The organism is Shinella sp. 838 (assembly GCF_029623935.1).
Classification (GTDB): domain Bacteria; phylum Pseudomonadota; class Alphaproteobacteria; order Rhizobiales; family Rhizobiaceae; genus Shinella.
In genome coordinates this window covers 155,921-179,068 of record NZ_JARSBQ010000011.1, presented here as the reverse complement: position 1 = coordinate 179,068, position 23,148 = coordinate 155,921, and the positions used below count along the sequence as shown (strand labels likewise).

General features: G+C 65.7%; 23 protein-coding genes. 14 read left to right on the top strand and 9 right to left on the bottom strand.

What is annotated here, in order from left to right:
* Positions 1–126 precede the first annotated feature (126 nt).
* The 5 genes from P9A16_RS26450 to P9A16_RS26430 all read left to right on the top strand — a co-directional run bounded on the left by P9A16_RS26450 (position 127) and on the right by P9A16_RS26430 (position 4,926).
* Positions 127–594: a peroxiredoxin gene (locus P9A16_RS26450; RefSeq protein ID WP_024271050.1), complete on the top strand. Its 468-nt coding sequence runs from the start codon at positions 127–129 to the stop codon at positions 592–594.
* Positions 595–616: 22 nt separating this feature from the next.
* Positions 617–1,444 (top strand): ferritin-like domain-containing protein, encoded by an 828-nt coding sequence (locus tag P9A16_RS26445; RefSeq protein WP_024271049.1) that lies wholly within the window; start codon positions 617–619, stop codon positions 1,442–1,444.
* Positions 1,445–1,539: 95 nt separating this feature from the next.
* Positions 1,540–2,826 (top strand): peptidoglycan DD-metalloendopeptidase family protein, encoded by a 1,287-nt coding sequence (locus P9A16_RS26440; RefSeq protein WP_037408360.1) that lies wholly within the window; start codon positions 1,540–1,542, stop codon positions 2,824–2,826.
* A gap of 192 nt (positions 2,827–3,018) precedes the next feature.
* Positions 3,019–4,506 (top strand): DEAD/DEAH box helicase, encoded by a 1,488-nt coding sequence (locus P9A16_RS26435; protein ID WP_023514218.1) that lies wholly within the window; start codon positions 3,019–3,021, stop codon positions 4,504–4,506.
* Between the two features lie 9 nt (positions 4,507–4,515).
* The gene (locus P9A16_RS26430; protein WP_023514217.1) at positions 4,516–4,926 is read left to right on the top strand and encodes an NUDIX hydrolase; all 411 of its coding nucleotides are present in this window, start codon (positions 4,516–4,518) and stop codon (positions 4,924–4,926) included.
* Between the two features lie 30 nt (positions 4,927–4,956).
* Here the strand turns inward: P9A16_RS26430 and P9A16_RS26425 are convergent, their stop codons facing one another.
* The 8 genes from P9A16_RS26425 to P9A16_RS26390 form a co-directional block, all read right to left on the bottom strand.
* On the bottom strand, positions 4,957–7,071 hold the full coding sequence (locus P9A16_RS26425; RefSeq protein WP_023514216.1) for a TonB-dependent receptor domain-containing protein: 2,115 nt from the start codon (positions 7,069–7,071) through the stop codon (positions 4,957–4,959).
* Positions 7,072–7,179: 108 nt separating this feature from the next.
* Positions 7,180–7,497, bottom strand: a complete 318-nt coding sequence (locus P9A16_RS26420) for a TfoX/Sxy family protein (protein WP_023514215.1) — start codon at positions 7,495–7,497, stop codon at positions 7,180–7,182.
* 3 nt (positions 7,498–7,500) lie between these two features.
* Positions 7,501–9,111: an NTP transferase domain-containing protein gene (locus tag P9A16_RS26415; protein ID WP_024271048.1), complete on the bottom strand. Its 1,611-nt coding sequence runs from the start codon at positions 9,109–9,111 to the stop codon at positions 7,501–7,503.
* Positions 9,108–9,806, bottom strand: a complete 699-nt coding sequence (locus tag P9A16_RS26410; RefSeq protein WP_023516917.1) for an XdhC family protein — start codon at positions 9,804–9,806, stop codon at positions 9,108–9,110. Before P9A16_RS26410 ends, P9A16_RS26415 begins: the two co-directional genes overlap by 4 nt.
* Positions 9,806–10,132 carry an XdhC family protein gene (locus P9A16_RS26405; protein ID WP_023516916.1) on the bottom strand — a complete coding sequence of 109 codons (327 nt, stop codon included), beginning with the start codon at positions 10,130–10,132 and terminating at the stop codon, positions 9,806–9,808. Before P9A16_RS26405 ends, P9A16_RS26410 begins: the two co-directional genes overlap by 1 nt.
* A 10-nt stretch (positions 10,133–10,142) precedes the next feature.
* Positions 10,143–11,381, bottom strand: coding sequence for a vWA domain-containing protein (locus P9A16_RS26400; protein ID WP_023516915.1), 1,239 nt, complete (start codon positions 11,379–11,381; stop codon positions 10,143–10,145).
* Positions 11,382–11,384: 3 nt separating this feature from the next.
* The gene (locus tag P9A16_RS26395; RefSeq protein WP_051758743.1) at positions 11,385–12,260 is read right to left on the bottom strand and encodes an AAA family ATPase; all 876 of its coding nucleotides are present in this window, start codon (positions 12,258–12,260) and stop codon (positions 11,385–11,387) included.
* Positions 12,261–12,338: 78 nt separating this feature from the next.
* Complete coding sequence (locus P9A16_RS26390; protein WP_081870678.1) at positions 12,339–12,821, bottom strand: flavin reductase family protein; 483 nt, start codon at positions 12,819–12,821, stop codon at positions 12,339–12,341.
* 187 nt (positions 12,822–13,008) lie between these two features.
* Between P9A16_RS26390 and P9A16_RS26385 the strand changes: the two genes are divergently transcribed.
* The 7 genes from P9A16_RS26385 to P9A16_RS26355 all read left to right on the top strand — a co-directional run bounded on the left by P9A16_RS26385 (position 13,009) and on the right by P9A16_RS26355 (position 18,807).
* Positions 13,009–14,085 carry an ABC transporter substrate-binding protein gene (locus P9A16_RS26385; protein ID WP_024271047.1) on the top strand — a complete coding sequence of 359 codons (1,077 nt, stop codon included), beginning with the start codon at positions 13,009–13,011 and terminating at the stop codon, positions 14,083–14,085.
* Complete coding sequence (locus P9A16_RS26380) at positions 14,082–15,086, top strand: P1 family peptidase (protein ID WP_278026037.1); 1,005 nt, start codon at positions 14,082–14,084, stop codon at positions 15,084–15,086. Before P9A16_RS26385 ends, P9A16_RS26380 begins: the two co-directional genes overlap by 4 nt.
* A 69-nt stretch (positions 15,087–15,155) precedes the next feature.
* Entirely contained in the window at positions 15,156–15,833 is a 678-nt protein-coding gene (gene rpe, locus P9A16_RS26375; protein WP_023516398.1) for a ribulose-phosphate 3-epimerase, read from the top strand.
* Positions 15,830–16,564 (top strand): DUF2259 domain-containing protein, encoded by a 735-nt coding sequence (locus tag P9A16_RS26370; RefSeq protein WP_023516397.1) that lies wholly within the window; start codon positions 15,830–15,832, stop codon positions 16,562–16,564. The genes rpe and P9A16_RS26370 overlap by 4 nt, the downstream gene beginning before the upstream one ends.
* A 2-nt stretch (positions 16,565–16,566) precedes the next feature.
* On the top strand, positions 16,567–17,097 hold the full coding sequence (locus P9A16_RS26365) for a hypothetical protein (RefSeq protein ID WP_023516396.1): 531 nt from the start codon (positions 16,567–16,569) through the stop codon (positions 17,095–17,097).
* A gap of 64 nt (positions 17,098–17,161) precedes the next feature.
* On the top strand, positions 17,162–18,469 hold the full coding sequence (purB, locus tag P9A16_RS26360; protein WP_023516395.1) for an adenylosuccinate lyase: 1,308 nt from the start codon (positions 17,162–17,164) through the stop codon (positions 18,467–18,469).
* A gap of 101 nt (positions 18,470–18,570) precedes the next feature.
* Complete coding sequence (locus P9A16_RS26355; RefSeq protein WP_023516394.1) at positions 18,571–18,807, top strand: hypothetical protein; 237 nt, start codon at positions 18,571–18,573, stop codon at positions 18,805–18,807.
* A gap of 98 nt (positions 18,808–18,905) precedes the next feature.
* Here the strand turns inward: P9A16_RS26355 and P9A16_RS26350 are convergent, their stop codons facing one another.
* A complete protein-coding gene (locus tag P9A16_RS26350) occupies positions 18,906–19,709 on the bottom strand; it encodes a DUF2189 domain-containing protein (protein WP_023516480.1) in 804 nt (267 codons plus the stop codon).
* 169 nt (positions 19,710–19,878) lie between these two features.
* Here P9A16_RS26350 and P9A16_RS26345 point away from each other — a divergent pair, with 169 nt between their 5' ends.
* Entirely contained in the window at positions 19,879–20,439 is a 561-nt protein-coding gene (locus P9A16_RS26345; protein WP_023516479.1) for an RBBP9/YdeN family alpha/beta hydrolase, read from the top strand.
* Between the two features lie 118 nt (positions 20,440–20,557).
* Positions 20,558–23,146 carry a sensor domain-containing protein gene (locus tag P9A16_RS26340; RefSeq protein ID WP_023516478.1) on the top strand — a complete coding sequence of 863 codons (2,589 nt, stop codon included), beginning with the start codon at positions 20,558–20,560 and terminating at the stop codon, positions 23,144–23,146.
* The last annotated feature ends 2 nt before the right edge of the window (positions 23,147–23,148 follow it).

The window sequence follows — 23,148 nt, the reverse complement described above, 5'->3', positions numbered from 1 at the left end:
TTGCGCAGCGTTATCCCATGGAATCGCTGCCTGCCGTCCGCTCGCCGCTGGACGATTCTGCCTGCCACTATATATGCGGGAGGCCGGCTCCCTGACTCAAAAAGCCGGCCAAAGAAAGGAAATCCCATGGCAGAACTGGCCCCGGGCGCCGTTGCCCCGGACTTCACCCTTCCGCGCGATGGCGGTGGAAGCATTTCCCTCTCAGCGATGCGCGGCCGGCCCGTCGTCCTGTTCTTCTACCCGAAGGATGACACGGAAGCCTGCACGACGGAAGCGAAGGATTTTACCGCCGCAAGGGCGGATTTCGAGGCGGCCGGCGTCGCCCTCGTCGGCCTTTCGCCCGATCCCGTGAAGAAGCACGACAAGTTCGTCAAGAAGCATGAACTCGGCGTTCCGCTCGCCTCGGACGAGAGCCTCCAGACGCTGGAAGCCTATGGGGTCTGGAAGGAAAAGAGCATGTATGGACGCACCTATATGGGCGTGGAGCGCACGACCATACTCGTTGACGCCGAAGGCGTGATCGCCGAGATCTGGCACAAGGTGAAGGTCAAGGGCCATGTCGAGGCCGTACTGGAAGCCGCTAAAAAGCTTTAGATTTTCAAGGCAACAGTTTGAAATGACCGAACTTCCCCATATTGAAAGCCTTCGGGGCGGCACCACGGCGGCCATCGCGGCCGCCGACCTCGACCTGAAGACGGCGCTGGCGCAGGAGACGGCGCGCCGCTGGTTCGCCCGCACGCTTTCGATGCGCTCGCCGCTTGACCCGGCCCTGCCGGTGCGGCCGGGCCGACCGGAAAAGCCGGAACTCATTCCACCGAAACACATGGAAAAGCGTTCGTTGCACACGTTGAAGGGCCGCATCGCGCTTCTCCATGCCCTCGCCCATATCGAGCTCAACGCCATCGACCTCGCGCTCGACATCGTTGCGCGCTTCACCACGGAGCGCGTGCCGCATTCCTTCTTCGACGGCTGGATGCAGGTGGCCTTCGAGGAGGCCAAGCACTTCCGCCTCATCCGTGACCGCCTGCGTGATCTCGGCGCCGACTATGGCGACCTGCCGGCCCATGACGGCCTCTGGCAGGCCGCACACGACACGCGCAACGACTTGACCGCGCGCCTTGCCGTCGTGCCGCTTATCCTGGAAGCGCGCGGGCTCGATGTGACCCCGACGCTGCAGGCCAAGATGCGCGAGACCGGCGACGATGCCAGCGCCGATATCCTCGACATCATCTACAATGACGAGAAAGGCCACGTCGCGGTGGGCGCCAAATGGTTCCGCTTTCTCTGCGCCCGCGAGAAGAAGGATCCGTCGGCCACCTTCAAGGAACTGGTGCGGACGAATTTTCGCGGGCCGCTGAAGCCACCGTTCAACGATGTGGCCCGCGCCGAGGCAGGGCTGACACCCTCCTTCTATCGCGCGCTCGTTTCCGTCAGTCAAAGCTGATATTCCGGGGGCACGCCACCTCCGGGAAAGCCTTTGTTAACCCTAACAATGTGTAATTCCCCGCACGAGACCTTAAAGAATCGGTCGGGGAGAAAATGGTGGCGGAGCGTCCTGAAAACCGCATCTTCGGAAAACGCGCGCAGCAGCATGTCGTGATCCTTGCGAGCGGCGACCGGATCCGCCACATGACCATCCGCCCCTGGATGGCCGCTGTCACCTTCTGCTTTGCCGGCATGTTCACCGTCGGCTATCTCGCCGCCACGTCCTATCTCGTGCTGCGCGACGACCTGATCGGCGCCACCATGGCGCGCCAGGCCCGCATGCAGCACGACTACGAGGACCGCATCTCTGCGCTGCGCGCCCAGGTCGATCGCGTCACCAGCCGCCAGCTGCTCGATCAGCAGGTCGTCGAGGAAAAGGTCGAGAAGCTGATGCAGCAGCAGCTCGCTCTCTCCACGCGTCACGGCAAGCTCGACGCACTCCTGAACCGCACAGACAATGCCGGTACGGCGGCAACCGACACCGCCCCCCTCACCGGCGAGACGCCGGTCGTGGACGGGCGGCGGGCCGATGCGGCAGGCGCCATCAACGCCATCATGGGCATGACCGGCGCATCGCAGAAGACGACGCAGCTCGCCTATGCGGCGACCGGCGAATCAGTGGCCGACCGTGCCGACCGGCTCTTCTCGAAGGTCACGCTTTCGCTGAAGGACCTCGAACATGACCAGATCAGCCGCATCCAGTCTTTGACGACAGGCGCCTCGCAGACTGCGGATGCCATCCAGACCATCGTGCGCCGCACCGGCCTGGATGTCACCGAGGAGGCAGCCGGGGGCGATTCGGAAACGGCGATCGGCGGCCCGTTCGTCGAGCCGGTGGACGTCACCGATCCGTTCGAGGCCTCGATCAACGATCTCGACACGGCGCTGGATCGCCTCGATACCGCGCGCCGTAGCGTGCGGAAATTGCCTTTCGGCAACCCCTCGCCCGCCAGCAGCATCACAAGCCGTTTCGGCAACCGCACCGACCCGTTCCTCGGCCGTCTCGCGCTGCATGCCGGCATCGATTTTCGCGCCGGCACGGGCACGGAAATCGGCGCAACCGGCGCGGGCACGGTCGTTGTCGCCGGGCGCAACGGTGGTTATGGCAACATGGTTGAAATCGATCACGGCAACGGCCTGAAGACGCGCTACGCCCACCTGTCCCGCGTTCTTGTCAAGATCGGCGACCACGTTGAAGCCTCCGCGCCCATCGGGCTTTCCGGCTCGACTGGCCGCTCCACCGGCCCGCATCTGCACTACGAGGTGCGCCGCGACGGCAAGGCGCTCGACCCGATGCGTTTCCTCACTGCCGGCATGAAGCTGACGACTTATATGGATTGACGTTACGCGAGACGAAGCGGCTCCGCATGGCAAAAATATCGGCCATGGGCTTCAAATCGCTCGCCGATTTACCAAATTCGCTGAATTCCTTGACTTTCCGGCACTTTCGGCATATCTGCGCTGCATCCTCGCGGCGATAGGGCCGCTGAACCCATTGCGTTCGCAAGAACCGGAACGGAAACTGTTTTCCCTTTGACCACTTTTGCTGATCTTGGCCTGAGCCCGAAAGTCCTGTCCGCCGTCACCGATGCCGGGTACACGATCCCGACCCCGATCCAGGCTGGCGCCATTCCGCCGGCCCTCGCGCGGCGCGACATTCTCGGCATTGCCCAGACGGGCACCGGCAAGACCGCCTCCTTCGTTCTGCCGATGCTGACGCTCCTGGAAAAAGGCCGCGCCCGCGCCCGCATGCCGCGCACGCTCATCCTGGAGCCGACACGCGAGCTTGCCGCCCAGGTTGCAGAGAACTTCGAGAAATACGGCAAGAACCACAAGCTGAATGTCGCTCTCCTCATCGGCGGTGTTTCCTTCGACGAGCAGGATCGCAAGCTGGAGCGTGGCGCCGACGTGCTGATCTGCACCCCCGGCCGCCTGCTCGACCATTGCGAGCGCGGCAAGCTGCTGATGACCGGCGTCGAGATCCTCGTCATCGACGAAGCCGACCGCATGCTCGACATGGGCTTCATCCCCGACATCGAGCGCATCGCCAAGCTGATCCCCTTCACCCGCCAGACGCTGTTCTTCTCGGCCACCATGCCGCCGGAAATCCAGAAATTGGCCGACCGCTTCCTGCAGAACCCGGAGCGTGTCGAGGTGGCCCCACCGTCTTCCACGGCCAAGACCGTGACGCAGCGGCTCGTTGCCACCCACAGCAAGGACTATGAGAAGCGCGCGACGTTGCGCGATCTCATCCGCGCCCAGCAGGATCTCAAGAACGCGATCATCTTCTGCAACCGCAAGGTCGATGTGGCGGATCTCTTCCGTTCGCTCGATCGCCACGGCTTCTCCGTCGGCGCGCTGCATGGCGATATGGACCAGCGTTCGCGCATGACCATGCTTGCGAATTTCAAGGACGGCAACATCAAGCTGCTCGTCGCCTCCGATGTCGCCGCGCGCGGCCTCGATATTCCGGACGTGAGCCACGTCTTCAACTTCGACGTTCCGATCCATGCCGAGGACTATGTCCATCGCATCGGCCGCACCGGCCGTGCCGGCCGCTCGGGCGCCGCCTTCACTTTGGTCTCAAGGCGCGACACCAAGTTCGTCGACGCCATCGAAAAGCTGATCGACCAGAAGGTCGAGTGGCTGAGCGGCAATCTGGAAGAGCTGCCGCAACAGGTCGAAAGCGAGGAACGTCCTCGCAACGGCCGTGAACGCGGCGGTCGTGATCGCGACCGCTCCCGTGGCCGCAAGGGGGAAACCCGTTCGGCCGAGCCCCGTATCGAGACCAGCGAGACTGAAGAGAAGGTGGAAGCCGTGAAAGCTGAACGCAAGGCGGAAGGGCGGCCGCAGAATCCCGCTCGCAATCCGCGTGCCGCAAACCATAGTGCGCCGCGTCCGGCCAATGACGACAGCCGCGATCGCCGCAACCGCTACCGTCGCGACGAGGATGATGGCCCGACGCCGCTCGGCTTCGGCGACGAGGTTCCGGCCTTCATGCTGATCGCCGGCAAGGCCTGATCTTCCAGAATGTCCATTCCAGGCATCGATGTGCCAGGCCTCGGTTGCGGCCTGGCCATTTTGCGTGAGGGCAAGCTCCTGCTCTACCGGCGCCTGCGTGCGCCGGAAGCCGGCGCGTGGAACATCGTCGGCGGCAAGGTCGATCACATGGAACGCGCGCTCGATTCCGCCCGCCGCGAGGCGGAGGAGGAATCGGGGCTGACGATCGGCGCCGTCGATTTTCTCTGTGTTTCCGAACAGATCATCGTCGAGGAACGCCAGCACTGGCTGTCGCTTATCTATGTGACCGAGGACTTTTCCGGCGAGCCGCGCGTCATGGAGCCGGAAAAGCTGCCGGAATTCGGCTGGTTCGCTCTCGACGCCCTGCCCGAGCCGCTGTCGCGCTTCGCCAGAGATGCGGTGGCCGCGCTCCGCCGCTAACGGGTTTTGCCTGCCGGAGACCGGCCCGGATCAGAACCGGGCCGTCGCGCCGATGATGAAGGTGCGGCCGCGGCCGTTCTTGACGCCGCCATAATTGTCCATCAGGCCGGAATTCGCCTTCATATAGGTCGTGTCGAAGACGTTCTCGACATTGAAGAAGACTTTTGCATTCTCGTTGATCTGCCAGGAAGCGTGCGCGTCGAACAGCGTATAGGCGTCGACGTCGAAAGCCCTGTCCTGATTGATATAGGCCTGGCTGCTCTTGCCGACATAGCGCATCCGGCCGCCGACCGTGAGCGTTTCCTCCAGGAAGCGCATGCCGGCATCGATCGTCAGGAAATCGTCCGGCAGTTGTCCCGTATCGCTGCCGACGCCGGCGGCGGAGCCTTCCGGCTGGTTGGTGTCAGCAAGCGTCAACGAGAAACCGGCATAGTAGCGGCCGGTATCGTAGCCGCCCTCCACTTCCAGCCCTTTCATCACGGTCGTGCCATCCACATTGACCCAGCGCGCCGCGCCATCCGTATCGATGGCATAGGTGATGTAGTCGCGGACGCGGTTGTGGAAATAGCCGACCTTCAGCCAGGCGGAATCGCCGGGTGTCAGAAGGTCATCCGTCGTCATGTTGACGCCGAGCTCCCAGCCTCTGCTCTTTTCGGGCAGGAGGTTCGGGTTGTTGTTGACCGGGTCGGAAGAGCCGTCGAAGCTGTGGCCACCGGGATAGAACATCTCGGCCGCCGTCGGCGGGCGGGCGGTGTGGGCATAGGTCACATAGGGCTGCAGCCATTCGAGCGGACGGGCCGAAAGGGTGATCTTCGGGTTGAGGTCGCCGCCATCGCGCGACAGCGTGTCCATCGGGCACGGATCGCCGCCGGCAGCGCAGCCGTTCGTGCCCGGCGCGTCGTAGCCGCTGATGCCTTCAAGAGACCAGTAATCGTAGCGCAAGCCTCCGGTCAGGTCGAAGATACCGTGGGAGATCGTCGCCTCGCTGAAAACGCCCGCCTTCACCAGCGTTCCGTCCGGATTGGCGCCGCGCTTGGCGTTGCCCTCGTAGCGGTCGCGGCTGTAGGCGCCGCCATAGGTGAGCTTCAGCTCCGTTTCCTCGCCAAGGTCGAAGCGCATGCGGTTGGAGATGTCGAAGCCGGTCGTCGTGTTGGTGCCCTTGCGGCCGTCGAAGGTGCTGACATTGCCGTTGGTGCCGTCGAATTCGAGATCGGTGATGTTGAGATAGGCGTTGATCGAGAGGTCGATCAGGTCGCTGCCGGGCTGGTAGCGGTATTTCGCCGTATAGGTCTGGTTCTCGACAATCCAGTTGTAGCCGGAGCTGCCCGGCAGGAACTCGTTGCCGTACCAGACGCCGCCGAGCGACAGCGTGTGATCGGAATTCGGCGACAGGTTGACCTTGAAGAGGCCCGACTTCGGATGCTGGTCGCCGGCATTCGGGTAGAGGATGCCCGAGCCGTTCTCGTAAAGGCTCTTCTTCGTGTCGCTGAGCGCACCGACGATACCGATTTCGCCCTCGCCCATCCCGGTGCGTACGGCACCGCTGACAAGGCGCGAATAATCGAAGCCGTTGGTGCCGGCGCGCACCGAAGTCATCACACCATAGTCCTTGCCGGGCAGCAGCACGTCGTCGACGTCGAGCGTGCGGAAATTGGCGGCGCCCGCCAGCGTACCCATGCCCTCGGCGCCCGAGACCGCGCCGCGCGTCACGTCGACGCCGACCAGCATGTTCTGTTCGACATAGAGCAGGCTATCGAAGGTACCGCCGTGACCGGAGAGGTTGCTGAAGGTCTGCGGCACGCCGTCGATCATGCTGTTGACACGGCCCATGCCCTGCATGCCGCGGATGTTGACGGTGATGCCCGGCTGGTCCGCCGGTTCGCGCGTGAACGTTCCCGGTGCCGAGCGCAGGACCTGCATCACGTCGCCGGCATAACGATCCTGGATCTTCTCGCGGTCGGCGGTCGAGACACCGGCCGGAACATCGACGATGCCGTCGCCGTCATTGTCGCCTTCCACATTGATCTGCTCGAGGTCCGTCGCGGTCGCGTCCTGCGCGGCTGCGGGATTGGCGGCTGCCAGCAGCGCAAGCGCCATGGCCGTGCCCGCAAGAAGCGCCGACGCGTGGAAACGAACCTTTTTCATGGAGACCTCACCGCACACTGCCCGCGCAATTTTGACGCGCGGACAGACCGGTAATGGACAACATGACAATATAAGTCAAGTTTGAATGCCGCGTTTCCCGGCCTGCCGTTATTTCGCGCGCAGTGCCGCCTCATAGGCCCGGCGAACCCAGAGCGCCATGAGGTCGGGATCGTCGAAGGCCTCGTCGGGAACGGACCAGTAAGGCATCTTTACCGGCTTGCCGCTCTTGCCGTCGTAGAACCATTGGCGGCAGCCGGCCGCCGCGAAATCCGGCGCACTGATTTCGTCGGCCTTGAGCAGGATCTCGTCGTAGACCTCCAGCGCCAGGATGCGGCCCTGGTGGTAGATGCCCTTGCCACCGAACATGCGCTTGATCGTCACCGGTCCCAGCGCCTGGAACATTTCCTCGATTGCGTCCCGATCCATGCCCTACCCCTTCAGGACCCCGCCGGCGGCCAGCACCGCCTCCGGCGTGTCGACATCGATATGTGCCGCCGCGCCGATTTCCACATCGATGACATCGAGCCCGGCGCTCTCGACGATATGGCGCGCGCCGACATCGCCTTCAAGCTGCAGCATTGCGGCAAAGGTGGTACGCGGCAGCACAACGGGATTGCCGCGCTTTCCGCCGGAGACCGCCCGCACGACGGCATGGCCGCCGGCCGCGGCAAAGGCGTCGAGCAGCCGTCGCACGTCCTCACCGGTGACATGCGGCATGTCCGCCAGCATGACGGCGACGCCGTCGCAGCCCGGGCCGAGGGCGGCGACACCCGCGCGAAGCGATGTCGACATGCCCTGCGCGTGGTCGGGATTGCGCACGAGATCGACCTTAAGGCCGGATAGCTCCGCCTCCACCTCCTCCGCCCGGTGCCCCGTCACCACCAGCACGCGCGCCGGCCGCGCGGCCAGCGCCGCCTCCGTCGAGCGGCGGACGAGCGCCTTGCCGTCGAAGGCGGCGAGCAGCTTGTGGCTACCGTTCATGCGGCTGGCGCGGCCGGCGGCGAGCACCAGTGCTGCAACGCAGAGCGGCCGCTCCGCTGTGCGGACATCGCGCGGCTGCGGCCGGCTCGGAATTTCGGCGAGCAGGCCGCCGACGCCCATGCCGGTGATCTCCATGGGACCGGGCGTCTCGCCAGCGAGGATGCGGGCGAGGATCCAGTCGAAACCGTTTTCCTTGGGGCTGCGCGCGCAGCCGGGTGCGCCGATGACCGGCACCGCGCCCAAGCGGCCGAGGACCAGAAGGTTGCCGGGATCGACCGGCATGCCGACATGCTCGACCACGCCGCCGGCAGCCCGAATGGCCGCGGGGATGACGTCATTGCCGTCGGTGACGGCAGAAGCGCCGAAGACCAGCACGAGGTCGTTGTCTGCCGCAGCCATGCGGATCGCCTCGGCGACGCCGGCCGCCTTGTGCGGCACCCGCGCCTCGCCGGTCAGGCGGCTGCCGGAGGGATGGAGGCGCTGTTCGAGCAGCCGGCGCGTCTTGTCCATCACGGAGGGCTTCAGCGTCGGCAATTCCGTCGCGACCAGGGCGACGCGGCGGGGTGCGAACGGCTTGACCTCCAGCGCCCGGCTGGAGGCCATCACCGCCGCCGCCTTTCGCGCAAGGTCGCCGGCCACCGCCAGCGGAATGATCTTGATCGTCGCCACCATGTCGCCGGCCGCCACGCTGGCATGGTCCGGCAGCGTGGCGATGGTGATGGCCGGATCGACCCGGTTGAACCGGTCAATGGCAGCCCGGTCGGCGACAAAGAGCCCGTTGGCCGTGGCATGGAGGTTGATGCGCCCGGTTGTGGGCGGGCTGAAAGTCAGGTGATCCGGCGAGATCGCCCCGGCGACCAGCGCGGCCGCCGCGTCCTCGTCGAGGTCGCCGGCTTCGAGGCGCACGGCGATGACGGTCGCGACGCCAGCGGCCAGCAGCCCGTCGCAGTCCGCCTGCGTCATCCCATGCCCCTTGTGCAGCGACAGGCCCTCGACGCGCACGCCATGCGCCAGCCGCGCACCCACGGCCTCGGAAACCGGAACCTCCCCGAAGATCATGGGCGAGCCTCGGCGAGCGGCCGGCGGCGCAGGTGTGCCACGATGTCGGCCAGGATGGCGACGGCGATCTCCGCCGGGCTGGCGGCGCCGATGTCGAGGCCGATAGGCGCCGAGATGCGGGCGATCTCCGCCTCGCCATGCCCCAGCGCCGTCAGGCGCTCCACGCGCTTGGCATGGGTCTTCCGGCTGCCGAGCGCGCCGACATAGAAACAGCCGGTGGACAGCGCCTGCGACAGCGGGAAGTCATCGATCTTCGGATCGTGCGTGACGGCGACAAGGGCAGTGTAGGCATCCAGCGGACGGGCCGCCAAAACATCCTCGGGCCAATCGGCGACAAGGTCGATGCCGGCAAAACGCGCCTCCGTCGCAAACGCGGTGCGCGGGTCGATGATGGTGATGTCGAAACCGGCGACACCGGCCATCTGCGCCAGCGCCTGGCTGATATGGACCGCGCCGATGGCGACGATGCGGGCGGGCGGCAGATGGACGTTGAGAAAGAATTTTCGGTCCTCGACCTCCGCCAAAACGGACCGGCCGGAACGGAAAGCACCCGTGACCGCCTCGCCGAGCGGACCGGCGACCGGATCGCCCTCGCGAATCACCCGGTCGCGGCCGTCGCCGAGATCGGTGAGGTGGATGACGGCGCGACGGGCGGCACGTTCCGTGTTCAGCTTGCGCAGGAGATAGGGGTCCATCAGCCGACGCGCTCCACATAGACCCGGATACGCCCGCCGCAGGACAGGCCGACGCGCCAGGCGGTCTCGTCGGCGACGCCGAATTCCAGAAGACGCGGCTCGCCATCGGCGATCACCTCCATCGCCTCGCCGATGACAGCGCCCTCGACACAGCCGCCGGAGACCGAGCCGTGAAAATTGCCCTCGCCGTCGATCACCAGATGGCTGCCGACCGGGCGCGGCGCCGAACCCCAGGTCTCGATGACGGTGGCGAGGGCCACCATGCGCCCGTCGTCCATCCAGCGTTCCGCGATGGCCAGTGGATCGAGCACGTCGTTGGTCTCCATTTTCCCCTCCTCATGCCGCCGGCAGGAAACGCCGCGGATCGCCGGTGCCGCGCGGCGCCTCGCCGGAAAGCGCCGCCACCAGGTCGGCCATGGCCTCCAGATTGTGCACCGGCCGCAATTCGTCGACATGCGGCAGCATCGCCCGCACCCCGCGCGCCCGCGCCTCGAACCCTTCGAAGCGCAGGAGCGGATTGAGCCAGACGAGCCGCCGGCAGGAGCGGTGCAGCCGGTCCATCTCCCTTTCCAGGAGGTCGATGCCCTCACGCTCCAGCCCGTCGGTGATAAGCAACACGACCGCGCCCTGCCCCAGCACGCGGCGCGACCAGAGCCGGTTGAATTCCTTCAGCGTCTCGCCGATGCGCGTGCCGCCGGACCAGTCGCTGACCGACTGGCTGCACGCCTCCACCGCGACATCGGGATCGCGGTGCCGCATCTGGCGCGTGACATTGCTGAGCCGCGTGCCGAACAGGAAGGCATGCAAGCGGTGGCGGTGCTCGCTCAGCGCATGAAGGAAATGCAGGAAGATGCGTGTGTACTGGCTCATTGAGCCGGAAATGTCGGCCAGCACCACGAGCGGCGGATGCACCGTCTTCGGCTTCCGGTGGCGCGGCAGGATCAGCGCGCCGCCGGTGCGCATGGCGTGGCGCATCGTGGCGCGCGCATCGATCGCCACCGGCCGGGTAGACCGGCGGAAACGGCGCGTGCGCACCTCGTCGAGAGGCAGCACGAGGTTCGCGATGGCACGCTTGGCGGCGGCAAGCTCCACCGCGGACATCTGCGCGAAATCCGTCTTGCGCAGCACCTCGCTGCCGGAGGCCGTGAACCGGGCGTCGATCTCGATATCCGGTTCGTCGCGCAGGCGCCGCTCGTCCTGCCGGCCACCGAACAGCGCATCGGAGACGCGCGTCTCGCCCGCCTTGCGTTTTTCGCGCTCTTCATCGCGCCGCACCACCGGCGACATCAGCGCGATCATCTTGCCGACGAGATCGCGCGAGCGCCAGAAAAGCCGGAACGCCTCGTCGAACACCGCGTCGTCCTCATGCCGCTTGACCAGCGTCGCGTGCAGCGCCGTATAGAATTCCTCGCGCTCGCCGATGCCGATCGCCTGCACCGCCTCGATGGCATCCGTCACCGCCGCCGGCCCGATGCGCAGGCCCGCCTTGCGCAGAACACGGGCGAAGAACACGATATTGTCGGCAAGCCGCCCATCGAAGGCGTTGCCCGGCAGGCTGTTGTCCGCCGCCACCATCGCTCAGTTCGCCGCCGCCAGATCGGCCTTCACGCCGTCCAGCAGCCTGCGCCCCTCCGCACCCTCGATGCGGGCGATATCGTCCTGGTATTTGAGCAGGGTCCCGAGCGTGTCGGACACGGTTTCCGGGTCGAGCGCGACACGGTCGAGCTCGGTAAGCGCCGTCGCCCAGTCGATCGTTTCGGCGACGCCCGGATTCTTGAAGAGATCGAGCCCGCGCAGCTTCTGCACATAGGCGACGACCTCCCGCGAAAGCGCCGCGTTGCAGCCCGGCACCTTGCGACGGATGATCTCCAGCTCCTGCACGGCGGCGGGATAGTCGACCCAGTGGTAGAGACAGCGGCGCTTCAGCGCGTCGTGCACCTCGCGGGTGCGGTTCGTCGTTATGATGACGATGGGCGGCTCTGCGGCACGGATGGTGCCGAGCTCGGGCACCGTCACCTGAAAATCGGAAAGCACTTCAAGGAGGAAGGCCTCGAAGGCCTCGTCTGTGCGGTCCAGCTCATCGATCAGGAAGACCGGCGCCCGGCCATCCGGCGCGGACAGCGCCTGCAGGACGGGCCGGCGGATGAGATAGCGCCCGGAGAAGATATCGGCCTCGATGCGGCCGCGATCCGTGGTGCCGGCGGCTTCGGCAAGGCGGATCTCCAGCATCTGCGCCGGATAGTTCCACTCGTAGACCGCCGAGGAAATGTCGAGGCCCTCGTAGCATTGCAGGCGGATCAGCGGGCGGTCGAGCGCGGCCGCGAGCACCTTGGCGATCTCGGTCTTGCCGACGCCGGCCTCGCCCTCCAGGAAGAGCGGGCGCTTCATGCGCAGCGCGAGAAACAGCACGGTTGCCAGCGACCGGCCGGCGAGATAGTTGCCCGCCGCCAGCATGTCCAGGGTTTCGTCGATGGATTGCGGTATGTTTCCGCGCTGATAGGCCACGCCATTCCTCCGTCTGGAAGAACGAACTTATAGCGTGTGGTAGCCCCGGTCCATATAGAGAAGGGCCTGTCCGGGCTCCCCGAAGGAGACGCCCATCACCTCGCCGATCAGCACCATATGCGTCGCCATGACCTTGAGCTCGACGAGCCGGCAATCGAAGGCGGCCAGCGCATCCTTCAGAACCGGCGCACCGGTCACCAGGTCCTGCCAGTTGCCCATGGCAAAGCGCTGCTCGGATGTCAGCGACGGATCCCGACCGGAAAAAGCGTTGGCAAGATCGACCTGACCGGCCGAGAGCGTGTTGAGCGCAAAATTGCCGCTCTTCGAAAAGATCGCGTTCTTCGGATTGGACGCGTTGACGCAGGCGAGCACCATGGCCGGACTGTCCGACACCGAGCAGGCGGCGGTGATCGTCACCCCGCGCTTTTCGCCCGCATGTGCCGTCGTCACGATCTGCACATGGCCGGCATAGCGGCTCATCGCATCACGGTAGAGCGACGGGTCCAGCATCAATCTGTCCAACACGGCATTCTCCTTCACCACAGGTGATACATGGCGAAAGTGAAGAAAAATGTAAGCCCCGTTCTCGAATTTTCCTGTCCCGTCAGAGACAAGGCCGCTCCCTGCATCGATATTTCTCTTTGACGCTGCCGGCCCGTTCCTTACAAAGAGCATCATCGTGATCGATGGATTGAGAATGAGAGCCGCTTTCCTTGCCTGCCTGCTCGGCGCCTCGGTGCTTGCCGCCTCTCCCGCGGCAGCGGCAGGCCTCACCTTTGCCGTGGTCGCGCCGACGGAAGGACCGCTCGCCATTCTCGGCCAGCAGGTGCGCGACGGCGCCCGCTTCGCCGCACAGGCGAACGGCGACACGGTGGTGGATATTCCCGAGGCCTGCGACGAGAGCGACGGCGCGGCGATCGGCAAGGCGATCCTTGCGGCAGACGCTGTCGCCGCTGTCGGCTTTCTTTGCACGGAGGGGCTTGCAGCCGCCCTGCCCGCCCTTGCCGAGGCGAAGGTGCCGGCAATCACGCTTTCCGTGCGCTCGGGCATCCTCATGGAGGATGCGCTGAAGAAGAAATGGCCGCTCTTCCGCCTCGCCCCGGGGCCGAAGGCGGAGGCCGACAAGGCGGTGGAGGTCATCGTCAGGGATTGGAAGGCCGAGCCGTTCGCGCTGATCGACGACGGCACGATCCATGCCCGCGAACTGGTCGAGACGATCCGGCTGCGGCTGGAGGAGGTCGGCATGAAGGCCGCCTTCGTCGATACCTACCGCCCGGCACAGGAACAGCAGCTCACCCTCGTTCGTCGCCTCGCCCAGACGGGGGTCACCCGCGTCTTCGTCGGCGGCGACCGGACGGATATCGCGGTGATCGCGCGTGATGCCAAGGCGGAAAAGGTGGCGCTGACACTTATCGGCGGCGAAGCCCTTCTGGGCGCCGATCCGCTCGTGCCGATGACCGATGGCGTCGAGGCGATCGCGCTGCCGGATTACCAAGCCTTGCCGGAAGGCGAAACCATCGCGGCGGCGATGAAGGAAAAGAACATTTTTGCAGAAGGCTACGTGCTGCCGGCCCATGCCGCCGTCACCGTCCTTGCGATGGCAGCGAGCCGGGGGGGCGATCTGGCAACGGCGCTTTCCGGCGAGCCTTTCCCCACGGCGCTCGGCACGGTCGCCTTCGGCGCCGACCATGAACTGCGCGAAAATCCCTATCGCCTGCTCGTCTGGCGCGCCGGCGCCTTCGTGCCGGCCGAGGCGGCGCCGGAGAGCGAATGATGCGGCCCGGCCCGAACAACCGTTTGACGGACGTCGCCGGGCTCGCGGTCGGCAACGCCACGGATCATCGCCTTCGTTCCGGCGTCACCGTCGTCCTCTGCACCGAACCGGCGACGGCTGCCGTGCAGGTGCTGGGCGGCGCGCCGGGCACGCGCGAGACGGATCTTCTCGAGCCGCACAACACCGTCGAGACCGTCGACGCGCTGGTCCTGTCCGGCGGCTCGGCCTTCGGGCTCGATGCGGCATCGGGTGTTCAGGCCGGCCTTCGCGAAATGGGGCGCGGCTTTGCCGTCGGCCCCCACCGCGTGCCGATCGTCCCGGCCGCCATCCTCTTCGACCTGATGAACGGCAGCGACAAGGACTGGGGGCGCTACCCGCCCTATCGCGAACTCGGTTATGCGGCGCTTGCCGGGGCGGGAGCGGATTTTGCCACCGGTAGCGTCGGTGCCGGCACCGGCGCGCTGACGGCAACCTACAAGGGCGGGCTCGGCACCGCCTCCAGTGTGGTCGAGGGCGGCTTCACGATCGGCGCGCTCGTGGCGGTCAATGCGCTCGGCTCCGCCACCGTCGGCGATACGCGGCATTTCTGGGCAGCGCCCTTCGAGGAGGCGAACGAATTCGGCGGTCTCGGCCTGCCCTTCCCCTTCCCGCCCGAAGCCAGCACGCCGCGCACGAAGCTGTCCCGGCGGCCGACCGGCACCGAGAACACGACGATCGCCGTCATCGCCACCGATGCGGTCCTTACCAAGGCCGAGGCGAAGCGGCTGGCGATTGCCGCGCATGACGGTTTTGCCCGCGCCCTCTGGCCGGCCCATACGCCGCTCGACGGCGACCTCGTCTTCGCGCTTGCGACCGGCGGGAGCGGCCGCCGGCCGGCGCCGGAGGACTTCATCACGCTCTGCGCCGCCGCTGCCGCCACCATGGCGCGCGCCATCGCCCGCGGCGTGCACGATGCGACGCCGATGCCCGGCGACGCGCTGCCAAGCTGGGCCCTGCGGTAATTCAACCGTTGTTCGCCCCTGCCGGGAGTGGTATGGCGACGCCAAAATTCCTTGCTCACGGAGCCTGACATGACCCTTCCCATCCGGATCGCGCCCTCCATCCTCGCCGCCGACTATGCGAAACTCGGCCAGGAAGTGCGCGACGTCGTTGCGGCCGGGGCGGACTGGATCCACCTCGACATCATGGACGGCCATTTCGTGCCGAACATCTCCTTCGGCCCCGACGTCATCAAGGCGCTGCGCCCGCACACCGACGCCTTCTTCGACTGCCACCTGATGATCGCACCCGCCGACCCCTATCTGGAAGCCTTCGCGAAGGCCGGCTGCGACGGCATCACCGTGCATGCCGAGGCCGGTCCCCATCTCGACCGCTCGCTGCAGGCGATCCGCGCGCTCGGCAAGCGTGCGGGCGTTTCGATCAATCCGGCCACCTCGGAAAGCGTGCTGGACTACCTGCTCGACAAAATCGACCTCATCCTCGTCATGACGGTCAATCCCGGATTCGGCGGCCAGAAGTTCATTCCCGCCATGCAGGAAAAGCTGCGCCGCGTGCGGAAAATGGTTGGCGACCGGCCGATCGACATCCAGGTCGACGGCGGCATTGCGGTCGATACGATCGCAATGCCGGCCGCTGCCGGCGCCAATGTCTTCGTCGCGGGCTCGGCCATCTTCAGCGGCGGTCATGTTGACGCCTATCGCAAAACCATCGACACTTTGCGCGGCAATGCGGAGGGAGCGCGGGCGTGACGATTTTCCGGAAAGCGGCAGGCGCGCTTGCAGCCTGCCTGCTGGCAGCGACGGCGGCCACCGCCGGCGACTTCTCGACCTTCCAGTCGCTCGGCTTTTCGCCTGACGGCAAGGTCTACGCCTCCGAGGAATTCGGCGTCCAGGACGGCTCCGGCTTTCCCTATTCCAACGTCTATTTCATCGACACGGCGAAGGACGCCTATCTCTCGGGCACACCGATCCGCGTGCGCATCGACGACGAGGCGGCCGACATCGCCACGGTGCGCGCGCAAAGCCGCGACAAGGCCAAGGCACTGATCGAGACGCACAAGGTGCTCTCCAATCCCGGCGTTCTGGCCGCCTTCAACCCGATGGGGGAAGTCGGCGCCGACCGCAACCGTATCGAATATCTGCAATATGCGGTCGAACCGACGCCGGGCGGCAGTTTCGCCCTTGCGCTGGAGGAAATCCCGCTGGCGCTTTCCGACAAATGCCGCGACATCACGCCGGACGGCGGCAAGGGGTTTCGCCTGAAGCTCGTCAAGCGTGATGGCGAGACGGCCGACACGGTTGTGCACGAGGATACGCGGATACCCGACAGCCGCGCCTGCCCGCTCTCCTACCAGGTTTCCGGCGCGCTCACCTTCAATCCGCTCGATGGCGACCCGGTCCACGTCGCGCTCGTTCTGGTGCGCAGCTTCGGTTTCGAGGGCGCTGACGGCCGCTGGATCGCCGTGCCCTTCCGGCCCTGATCGTGGAGCTGGCCGCGGCGGCACGGGATGACACGGGCGCTGCGAGGCTGAAACCGTCCGCGCCGATCTTCCCGCCGTTGCCGGTCCTTCTTGGCGGCGCCCTTGGCTGGGGCGCGCTGATGGCGGCCTGTGCCGTTGTCTCGCTGACGCTGCAGGGCCGCGCGGAAAACTTCCAGCTTCTGCGCATCCTCGCGATCTATTTCGCGGGAGGCCTTGCCGCTTGGCCCATCGCCCTGCCGGTGGCCCGTGTCCTCACCCGCCACCGGCCGTTCGAAACCCGTTTTGCCGCCCATTTCGCACTGCTCAGCCTCGGCACCATCGCCGTGACGGCCTTTTTCTTCGCCCTGGACTACCGGCTGTTCTACGCGCAATGGCACCACCCGCCCGGCACGCGCATCTGGCTCTACCAGTTCGTCTTCACCATAGCCGGGGCGGTCTACCAGTTTCTCGTCATGGGCCTCAGCCTCTATCTGCCGGTCGGATTGCCGGTTGTTGCGGGCGCCAGCCTGTGGCTCTCCCGATCCAAACGTTGAGCTTGCCGGCCATCTTTGCTAAAGCGGCGGCAATTCCCACCCTCCCAAGGAAAGCCTAGAGCCGATGATCCCTCGCTATTCCCGACCGGACATGGTCGCCATCTGGTCGCCCGAAACGAAGTTCCGCATCTGGTTCGAAATCGAAGCCTATGCCTGCGATGCGCTCGCCGAGCTCGGCGTCATCCCGAAATCGGCGGCCGAAACGATCTGGGAAAAGGGCGGAAAGGCCGAATTCGACGTCGCCCGCATCGACGAGATCGAGGCCGTCACCAAGCATGACGTCATCGCCTTCCTGACGCACCTTGCCGAGTTCGTCGGCCCGGACAGCCGCTTCGTGCACCAGGGCATGACCTCCTCCGACGTGCTCGACACGACCTTCAACATCCAGCTCGTGCGCGCCGCCGACATCCTTCTCGCCGACATGGACCGTGTTCTTGCGGCGCTGAAGACGCGCGCCTTCGAACACAAGGATACGATCCGCATCGGCCGCAGCCATGGCATCCACGCCGAGCCGACGACGATGGGCCTGACACTCGCGCGCTTCTATGCCGAGATGGACCGCAACCGCGCCCGCCTCGTTGCCGCCCGCGCGGAAATCGCTACCGGTGCGATCTCCGGTGCCGTCGGCACCTTCGCCAACATCGATCCGCGCGTCGAGGAGCATGTCTGCGCCAAGCTGGGCCTGACGCCGGAGCCGGTCTCCACGCAGGTCATCCCGCGCGACCGCCACGCCATGTTCTTCGCCACGCTCGGCGTCATCGCCTCGTCCATCGAGAACGTCGCCATCGAGATCCGCCACATGCAGCGCACGGAAGTGCTGGAGGCGGAAGAGTTCTTCTCGCCGGGCCAGAAGGGCTCGTCCGCCATGCCGCACAAGCGCAACCCGGTGCTGACGGAAAACCTGACGGGCCTTGCCCGTCTCGTGCGCATGGCCGTCACCCCCGCCATGGAGAATGTGGCGCTCTGGCACGAGCGGGACATTTCCCACTCCAGCGTCGAGCGCGGCATCGGCCCCGATACGACGATCACCCTCGACTTCGCGCTGAACCGGCTTGCCGGCGTCATCGAGAAGCTGGTGATCTACCCGGACAACATGCTGAAGAATCTCAACAAGTTCCGTGGTCTCGTTCACTCGCAGCGCGTTCTGCTTGCCCTTACGCAAGCCGGCGTTTCGCGCGAGGATTCCTATCGCCTCGTGCAGCGCAATGCGATGAAGGTCTGGGAACAGGGCAAGGATTTCCTGGAAGAGCTTCTGGCCGATGCCGAGGTGCGCGCCGCGCTCTCGGAGGAGCAGATCCGCGAAAAATTCGATCTCGGCTACCACACGAAGCACGTCGACACGATCTTCCGCCGCGTTTTCGGCACCGTGTAACCGTCTTGCCGAAGCCGGCCGGCGAAGCCTCTTCGCCGGCCGGTCCCTCTGTATTAGACTTCCCTTGCGTGCAATGACGCACGCCATCCTGGGGGCTGAACATGAGGTTTCCTGCTGCCGCGCTTCTCGCCACGGCCTTGTTTGCCGGAACGGCGCAAGCACAAACACCGCAATCCGTCATCGACCTTCTGACCGCCGGCTACGACATCATCAACGTATCGCCGATCGCCGAAAGCTATGCGGTCTTTCTGGAGAAGGACGACACCGTCGTCATTTGCCAGATCGGCTTCAAGGACGGCGCGTTTTCCACCGACAAATGCTATCCGCTGACCAAATGACCGCCGGAAACAGCGATGGCGCCAATGGCGCCATCGCTCCCCTCTGACGGGCGGCCTTGCACTCTCCTCCCGGCGCGTGCCGCCCGCAAAAAACCGCGTCAGCGTCGCTCGTCGACGACGATCTTGCGATAGAGATGCCAGGTGGCATGGCCGAGGATCGGCATGATCACGGCGAGGCCGACGAAGACCGGGATGGAGCCGACGATCAGCAGCGCGGCAACGATCAGGCCCCAGCAGGCGATCGGCACCGGGTTCACCAATGTGGCGCGCAGCGAGGTCTCGATCGCTGCCACGGCGCCGACGTCCCGGTCGAGCAGCATGGGAAAGGCGATCACGGTCGTCGCCAGCACCACGAGCGCGAAGCAGAAACCGATGGCATTGCCGGCGAGCATCAGCAGCAACCCGTTCTCCGAGCCGAAGACCGAGGCAAGGAACAGGGCCAGCGACTGCGGCGGTTCCGGCCCGAACAGGCTGGTATAGAGCACCTGCGCAAAGACCAGCCAGGCGATGAACAGCGACATCAGCATGGCGCCGACGGCGAGGATGGATGGCAGGGCCGGCGAGTTGCGCACCTCCAGCGCATGGCGCCAGGAGGTGTCCATGCCCCGCTCGCGCCGCCGGCTGATCTCATAGAGGCCGATGGCGAAGAACGGGCCGAGCAGTGCGAAACCGGCCACCAGCGGAAAGATCAGCGGCAGCATGTTGGCGCCGGAGCTCCAGGTGACGAGCACCACGCCCGCGATCGGATAGATGAGGCTGAGAAAGACGTAGTGGGACGGCTTGGCGCGAAAATCGTCGAAGCCGAGGCGAAGCGCATCCATCACATCGGACATGCCGATCCGCCGGATCGCCGGGTGCGCCACCATCGCGTCGTGGCCTGCCATCACATGAAATGTCGTCATGACAATTCCTCCTTGCCGGTTCGAGACCGTCTCGGCACGCGCGTGGAGGGCAATCGTCCGCCAGCACGACGGGCCGTGATTGGCATTGAAGGGGTGGAATCATACACCCGCAGCGATGATTTGTCCCTCCCCCTTGACTTCAGCACTTCGTGAACGCACATGCCGGCGCATGAAAGCCTCAGAAGCAGAAATCCTCATCGTCCCCGGATACACCAATTCCGGACCCGAGCACTGGCAGAGCCGCTGGCAGTCCAAGCTCGGCTCGGCGCGGCGCGTCGAGCAGGCCGAATGGTCCAAGCCCGTGCGCGAGGACTGGGTGCAGCGCGTGATCGACGAGGTCGCGGCCGCCAGCAAGCCCGTCGTGCTCGTCGCCCATTCGCTGGGCGTCGCGGCGGCGATCCATGCCGCTCCGCATCTTGGCAACAAGGTCGCCGGCGCCTTTCTCGTGGCGCCGCCCGATGTCGCCAACGACGGTATCCGGCCGAAACACCTGATGACCTTCGGCCCCTATCCACGCGAGCCGCTCGTCTTCCCCTCGCTCGTCGTGGCGAGCCGGAACGATCCCTTCGGCACCTACGAGCATGCCGACGACATCGCTGCCGCCTGGGGCTCGATGCTGCTCGATGCGGGCGAGGCCGGGCATATCAACACGGAGTCCGGGCATGGCCCCTGGCCGGAAGGCACGATGGTGTTCGCCCAGTTCCTGAGCCGCCTCAAGGCGCCCGACTAATAAGCGCCCAAGTGGCGTACACCCCCGCGTGGTGTGTGCCTCCGGTACACCATTAAGAGGAATTTCATAGAAATCCGGCACGCTGATCCTGTTGAGTTCCAAGCAGGCGCCGCGTTTCATGGCCAAACCATCCGGTTCGACCTCCATTGCCGTGCATGAAACGGAGCGTGAGCCGTTTTATCGCCGGCTTTTCGCACGGTCCGGATTCGGCTTTGCCGCTCTCGATTCCGAAGGACGCATCCTCGACGCAAACGGGACGTTCTTGCGAGCCTTCGGCGTCTCTTCTCCCTCCCGGCTACCGCCCTTCCCCGACTGCGTCTCGCCAAGGGACCGCGCCGTCATCACCTTTGCGATGCGCCCGAGCCTTGCCGAGCAGACACCGTGGGAGATCCGGTTGCAGCGGCCGGATGGCGCCGAATTCTGGGTCCTCGCGTCCTTCGTCGAAGCGCCTGTTCTGCCCGGCGAGCCGCTGGCGCCCGCCCTCATCGTCCAGACCACTGATATCGACGAGCGCAAGCGCAATGCGCTCGAGTTGGCGGAGCGCGAAAGCCGCTGGAACCATGCGCTCGAATCCGCTGGTCAGGGCGTCTGGGACCACGATTTCGCCCGCGGCGACCTCTTCTATTCCCGCCAATGGCGGGCGATCCGTGGCCTCCGGCCGGATGAACCCATCGATGCCTCGCTGGAGGGATGGCTCCAGTGCGTGCATCCCGACGACCGGGCGCATGTCCTGGAGGAAATCCACAAGCAGGAGACCGGCGAGACGCCGTTCAACATGTTCTCCTATCGCGAGCGCCACAAGAACGGCCATTGGGTCTGGATCGAGAGCCGCGGCGCCGTCGTCGACTACGGGGCTGACGGCAAGCCGACCCGCATCGCCGGCACGGACACGGACATAACCGAGCGCAAGGAAGCCGAAGAACGCCTCGCCCAGATGTCGCGGCGCCTGGAGCTGGCGCTCGGCGTCTCGCGCATTGGCGTCTTCGACGTCAACCTGCAGACCGGCGAGGTCCGCTGGGACGACCGCATGATCGAGATGTACGGCGTTACGGAAAAGCCGGACGCCGGCACGTGGGAACGGACGCTTCATCCGCAGGATCAGTCGAAAGCAAAGGCAAAGGTCAACGACAATCTTACCCGCAGCCAGGATTTCGCCAACGAGTTCCGCATCATCCGCGGCGACGGCGAAATCCGTCACATCCGCAGCCGTGCGGCCCCCTATGTCGACATCGCCGGCGCACCACGCCTCATCGGCGTGAACTGGGACGTCACGGACGACATGCGGCTGCAGGAGGAGCTGCAACATGCCAAGGACCTGGCAGAGGCGCGCAACGCGGAACTGGAAGCCGCCCGGGCACGCATCGAATACACCGCCCTGCACGATCACCTGACCGGCCTGCCGAACCGCCGCTATCTCGATACCACCATCGAGGCTGCCGCGCGGCAGGCACAGCAGACCGGCAGCCGCCTTGCCGTGCTGCATATCGATCTCGACCGCTTCAAGGAAATCAACGATACGCTGGGGCACCTTGCCGGCGACCAGATGCTCGTGCACGCCGCCGGCGTGCTGAATGAACTGAAAGGTCCCGATGACTTCGTCGCCCGCATCGGCGGCGACGAGTTCGTCTTCCTGTCCGCTGGCTCTGCCGGGCGCAACCTTGCCATGCTCGCCGAGGCGATTGTCGCGGCGATGCGCAAGCCCGTCACCTTCAACGGCCACATCTGCCGCTTCGGTGCCAGCGTCGGCATCGCCAGCCAGTCGGGCGCCGGCATCGACGCCAAACAGCTTCTCGTCAATGCCGACCTTGCGCTCTATCGCGCCAAGAACCGCGGACGCAGCCGGCACGAGTTCTTCACCAGCGACTTCCAGGCTCAGATCATCGTCAACAAGCAGACGGCCGACGAAATTCTCACCGGCATCGAGCAGCAGCGTTTCCTGCCCTATTACCAGCCGCAGTTCTGCGCCCGTACGCTCGACGTCGTCGGTGTCGAGACGCTGGCGCGCTGGGACCACCCGACCCGCGGCATCCTCGCACCCGACACCTTCCTGAAGATCGCCGAGGATCTCGACTGCGTGGCGATGATCGACCGGATCGTGCTGGAAAAGTCGCTTGGCGACTATGCCGACTGGCAAGCGCTCGACCTCGGCATCGAAAAGATCTCGGTCAACGTCTCCTCCAAGCGCCTGCACGACCCGGAACTCGCACGCTCGCTGCATACGCTCGCCATCCGTCCGAAGTCCCTTTCCTTCGAACTCCTGGAATCGATCTTCCTCGACGATTGCGACCGCACCGTGCTGGAAAACCTCGCCGAGATGCGCAAACTCGGCATCGACATCGAGATCGACGATTTCGGCACCGGCCACGCCTCGATCATCAGCCTGATGAAGCTCTCGCCGCGCCGGCTGAAGATCGACCGGCAGCTCGTCAAGCCGGTCAGCCGCTCCCCCGGCCAGCGCAAGCTCGTCGGCACCATCGTCGAGATCGGCCGCTCGCTGAACATCGAAGTCGTCGCCGAAGGCGTGGAGACGCCGGCCCATGTCGCCATTATGCGCGATCTCGGCTGCGACATCCTGCAGGGCTATGCGCTCGCCAGACCCATGCCGGCCGCGGCCATTCCCGATTTCGTGCGCCGCCAGGAATGGCGCCACCAGGGCGGCACCGTACGCGACCTCCAGAGCGAGGTCCGCAGGGCCGTCACCCGCTAGAA

Coding starts and splice junctions, on each gene's coding strand:
- P9A16_RS26385 (WP_024271047.1), top strand. CDS start 13,009: ATGAGAGCCGCTTTCCTTGCCTGCCTGCTCGGCGCCTCGGTGCTTGCC.
- P9A16_RS26345 (WP_023516479.1), top strand. CDS start 19,879: ATGAAAGCCTCAGAAGCAGAAATCCTCATCGTCCCCGGATACACCAAT.
- P9A16_RS26430 (WP_023514217.1), top strand. CDS start 4,516: ATGTCCATTCCAGGCATCGATGTGCCAGGCCTCGGTTGCGGCCTGGCC.
- P9A16_RS26395 (WP_051758743.1), bottom strand. CDS start 12,260: ATGCTGGCGGCGGGCAACTATCTCGCCGGCCGGTCGCTGGCAACCGTG.
- P9A16_RS26405 (WP_023516916.1), bottom strand. CDS start 10,132: ATGGAGACCAACGACGTGCTCGATCCACTGGCCATCGCGGAACGCTGG.
- purB (WP_023516395.1), top strand. CDS start 17,162: ATGATCCCTCGCTATTCCCGACCGGACATGGTCGCCATCTGGTCGCCC.
- P9A16_RS26425 (WP_023514216.1), bottom strand. CDS start 7,071: ATGAAAAAGGTTCGTTTCCACGCGTCGGCGCTTCTTGCGGGCACGGCC.
- P9A16_RS26445 (WP_024271049.1), top strand. CDS start 617: ATGACCGAACTTCCCCATATTGAAAGCCTTCGGGGCGGCACCACGGCG.
- P9A16_RS26400 (WP_023516915.1), bottom strand. CDS start 11,381: ATGGTGGCGGCGGACAACAGCCTGCCGGGCAACGCCTTCGATGGGCGG.
- P9A16_RS26350 (WP_023516480.1), bottom strand. CDS start 19,709: ATGACGACATTTCATGTGATGGCAGGCCACGACGCGATGGTGGCGCAC.
- P9A16_RS26420 (WP_023514215.1), bottom strand. CDS start 7,497: ATGGATCGGGACGCAATCGAGGAAATGTTCCAGGCGCTGGGACCGGTG.
- P9A16_RS26450 (WP_024271050.1), top strand. CDS start 127: ATGGCAGAACTGGCCCCGGGCGCCGTTGCCCCGGACTTCACCCTTCCG.
- rpe (WP_023516398.1), top strand. CDS start 15,156: ATGACCCTTCCCATCCGGATCGCGCCCTCCATCCTCGCCGCCGACTAT.
- P9A16_RS26440 (WP_037408360.1), top strand. CDS start 1,540: ATGGTGGCGGAGCGTCCTGAAAACCGCATCTTCGGAAAACGCGCGCAG.
- P9A16_RS26415 (WP_024271048.1), bottom strand. CDS start 9,111: ATGATCTTCGGGGAGGTTCCGGTTTCCGAGGCCGTGGGTGCGCGGCTG.
- P9A16_RS26355 (WP_023516394.1), top strand. CDS start 18,571: ATGAGGTTTCCTGCTGCCGCGCTTCTCGCCACGGCCTTGTTTGCCGGA.
- P9A16_RS26390 (WP_081870678.1), bottom strand. CDS start 12,821: ATGCTGGACCCGTCGCTCTACCGTGATGCGATGAGCCGCTATGCCGGC.
- P9A16_RS26380 (WP_278026037.1), top strand. CDS start 14,082: ATGATGCGGCCCGGCCCGAACAACCGTTTGACGGACGTCGCCGGGCTC.
- P9A16_RS26410 (WP_023516917.1), bottom strand. CDS start 9,806: ATGGACCCCTATCTCCTGCGCAAGCTGAACACGGAACGTGCCGCCCGT.
- P9A16_RS26340 (WP_023516478.1), top strand. CDS start 20,558: ATGGCCAAACCATCCGGTTCGACCTCCATTGCCGTGCATGAAACGGAG.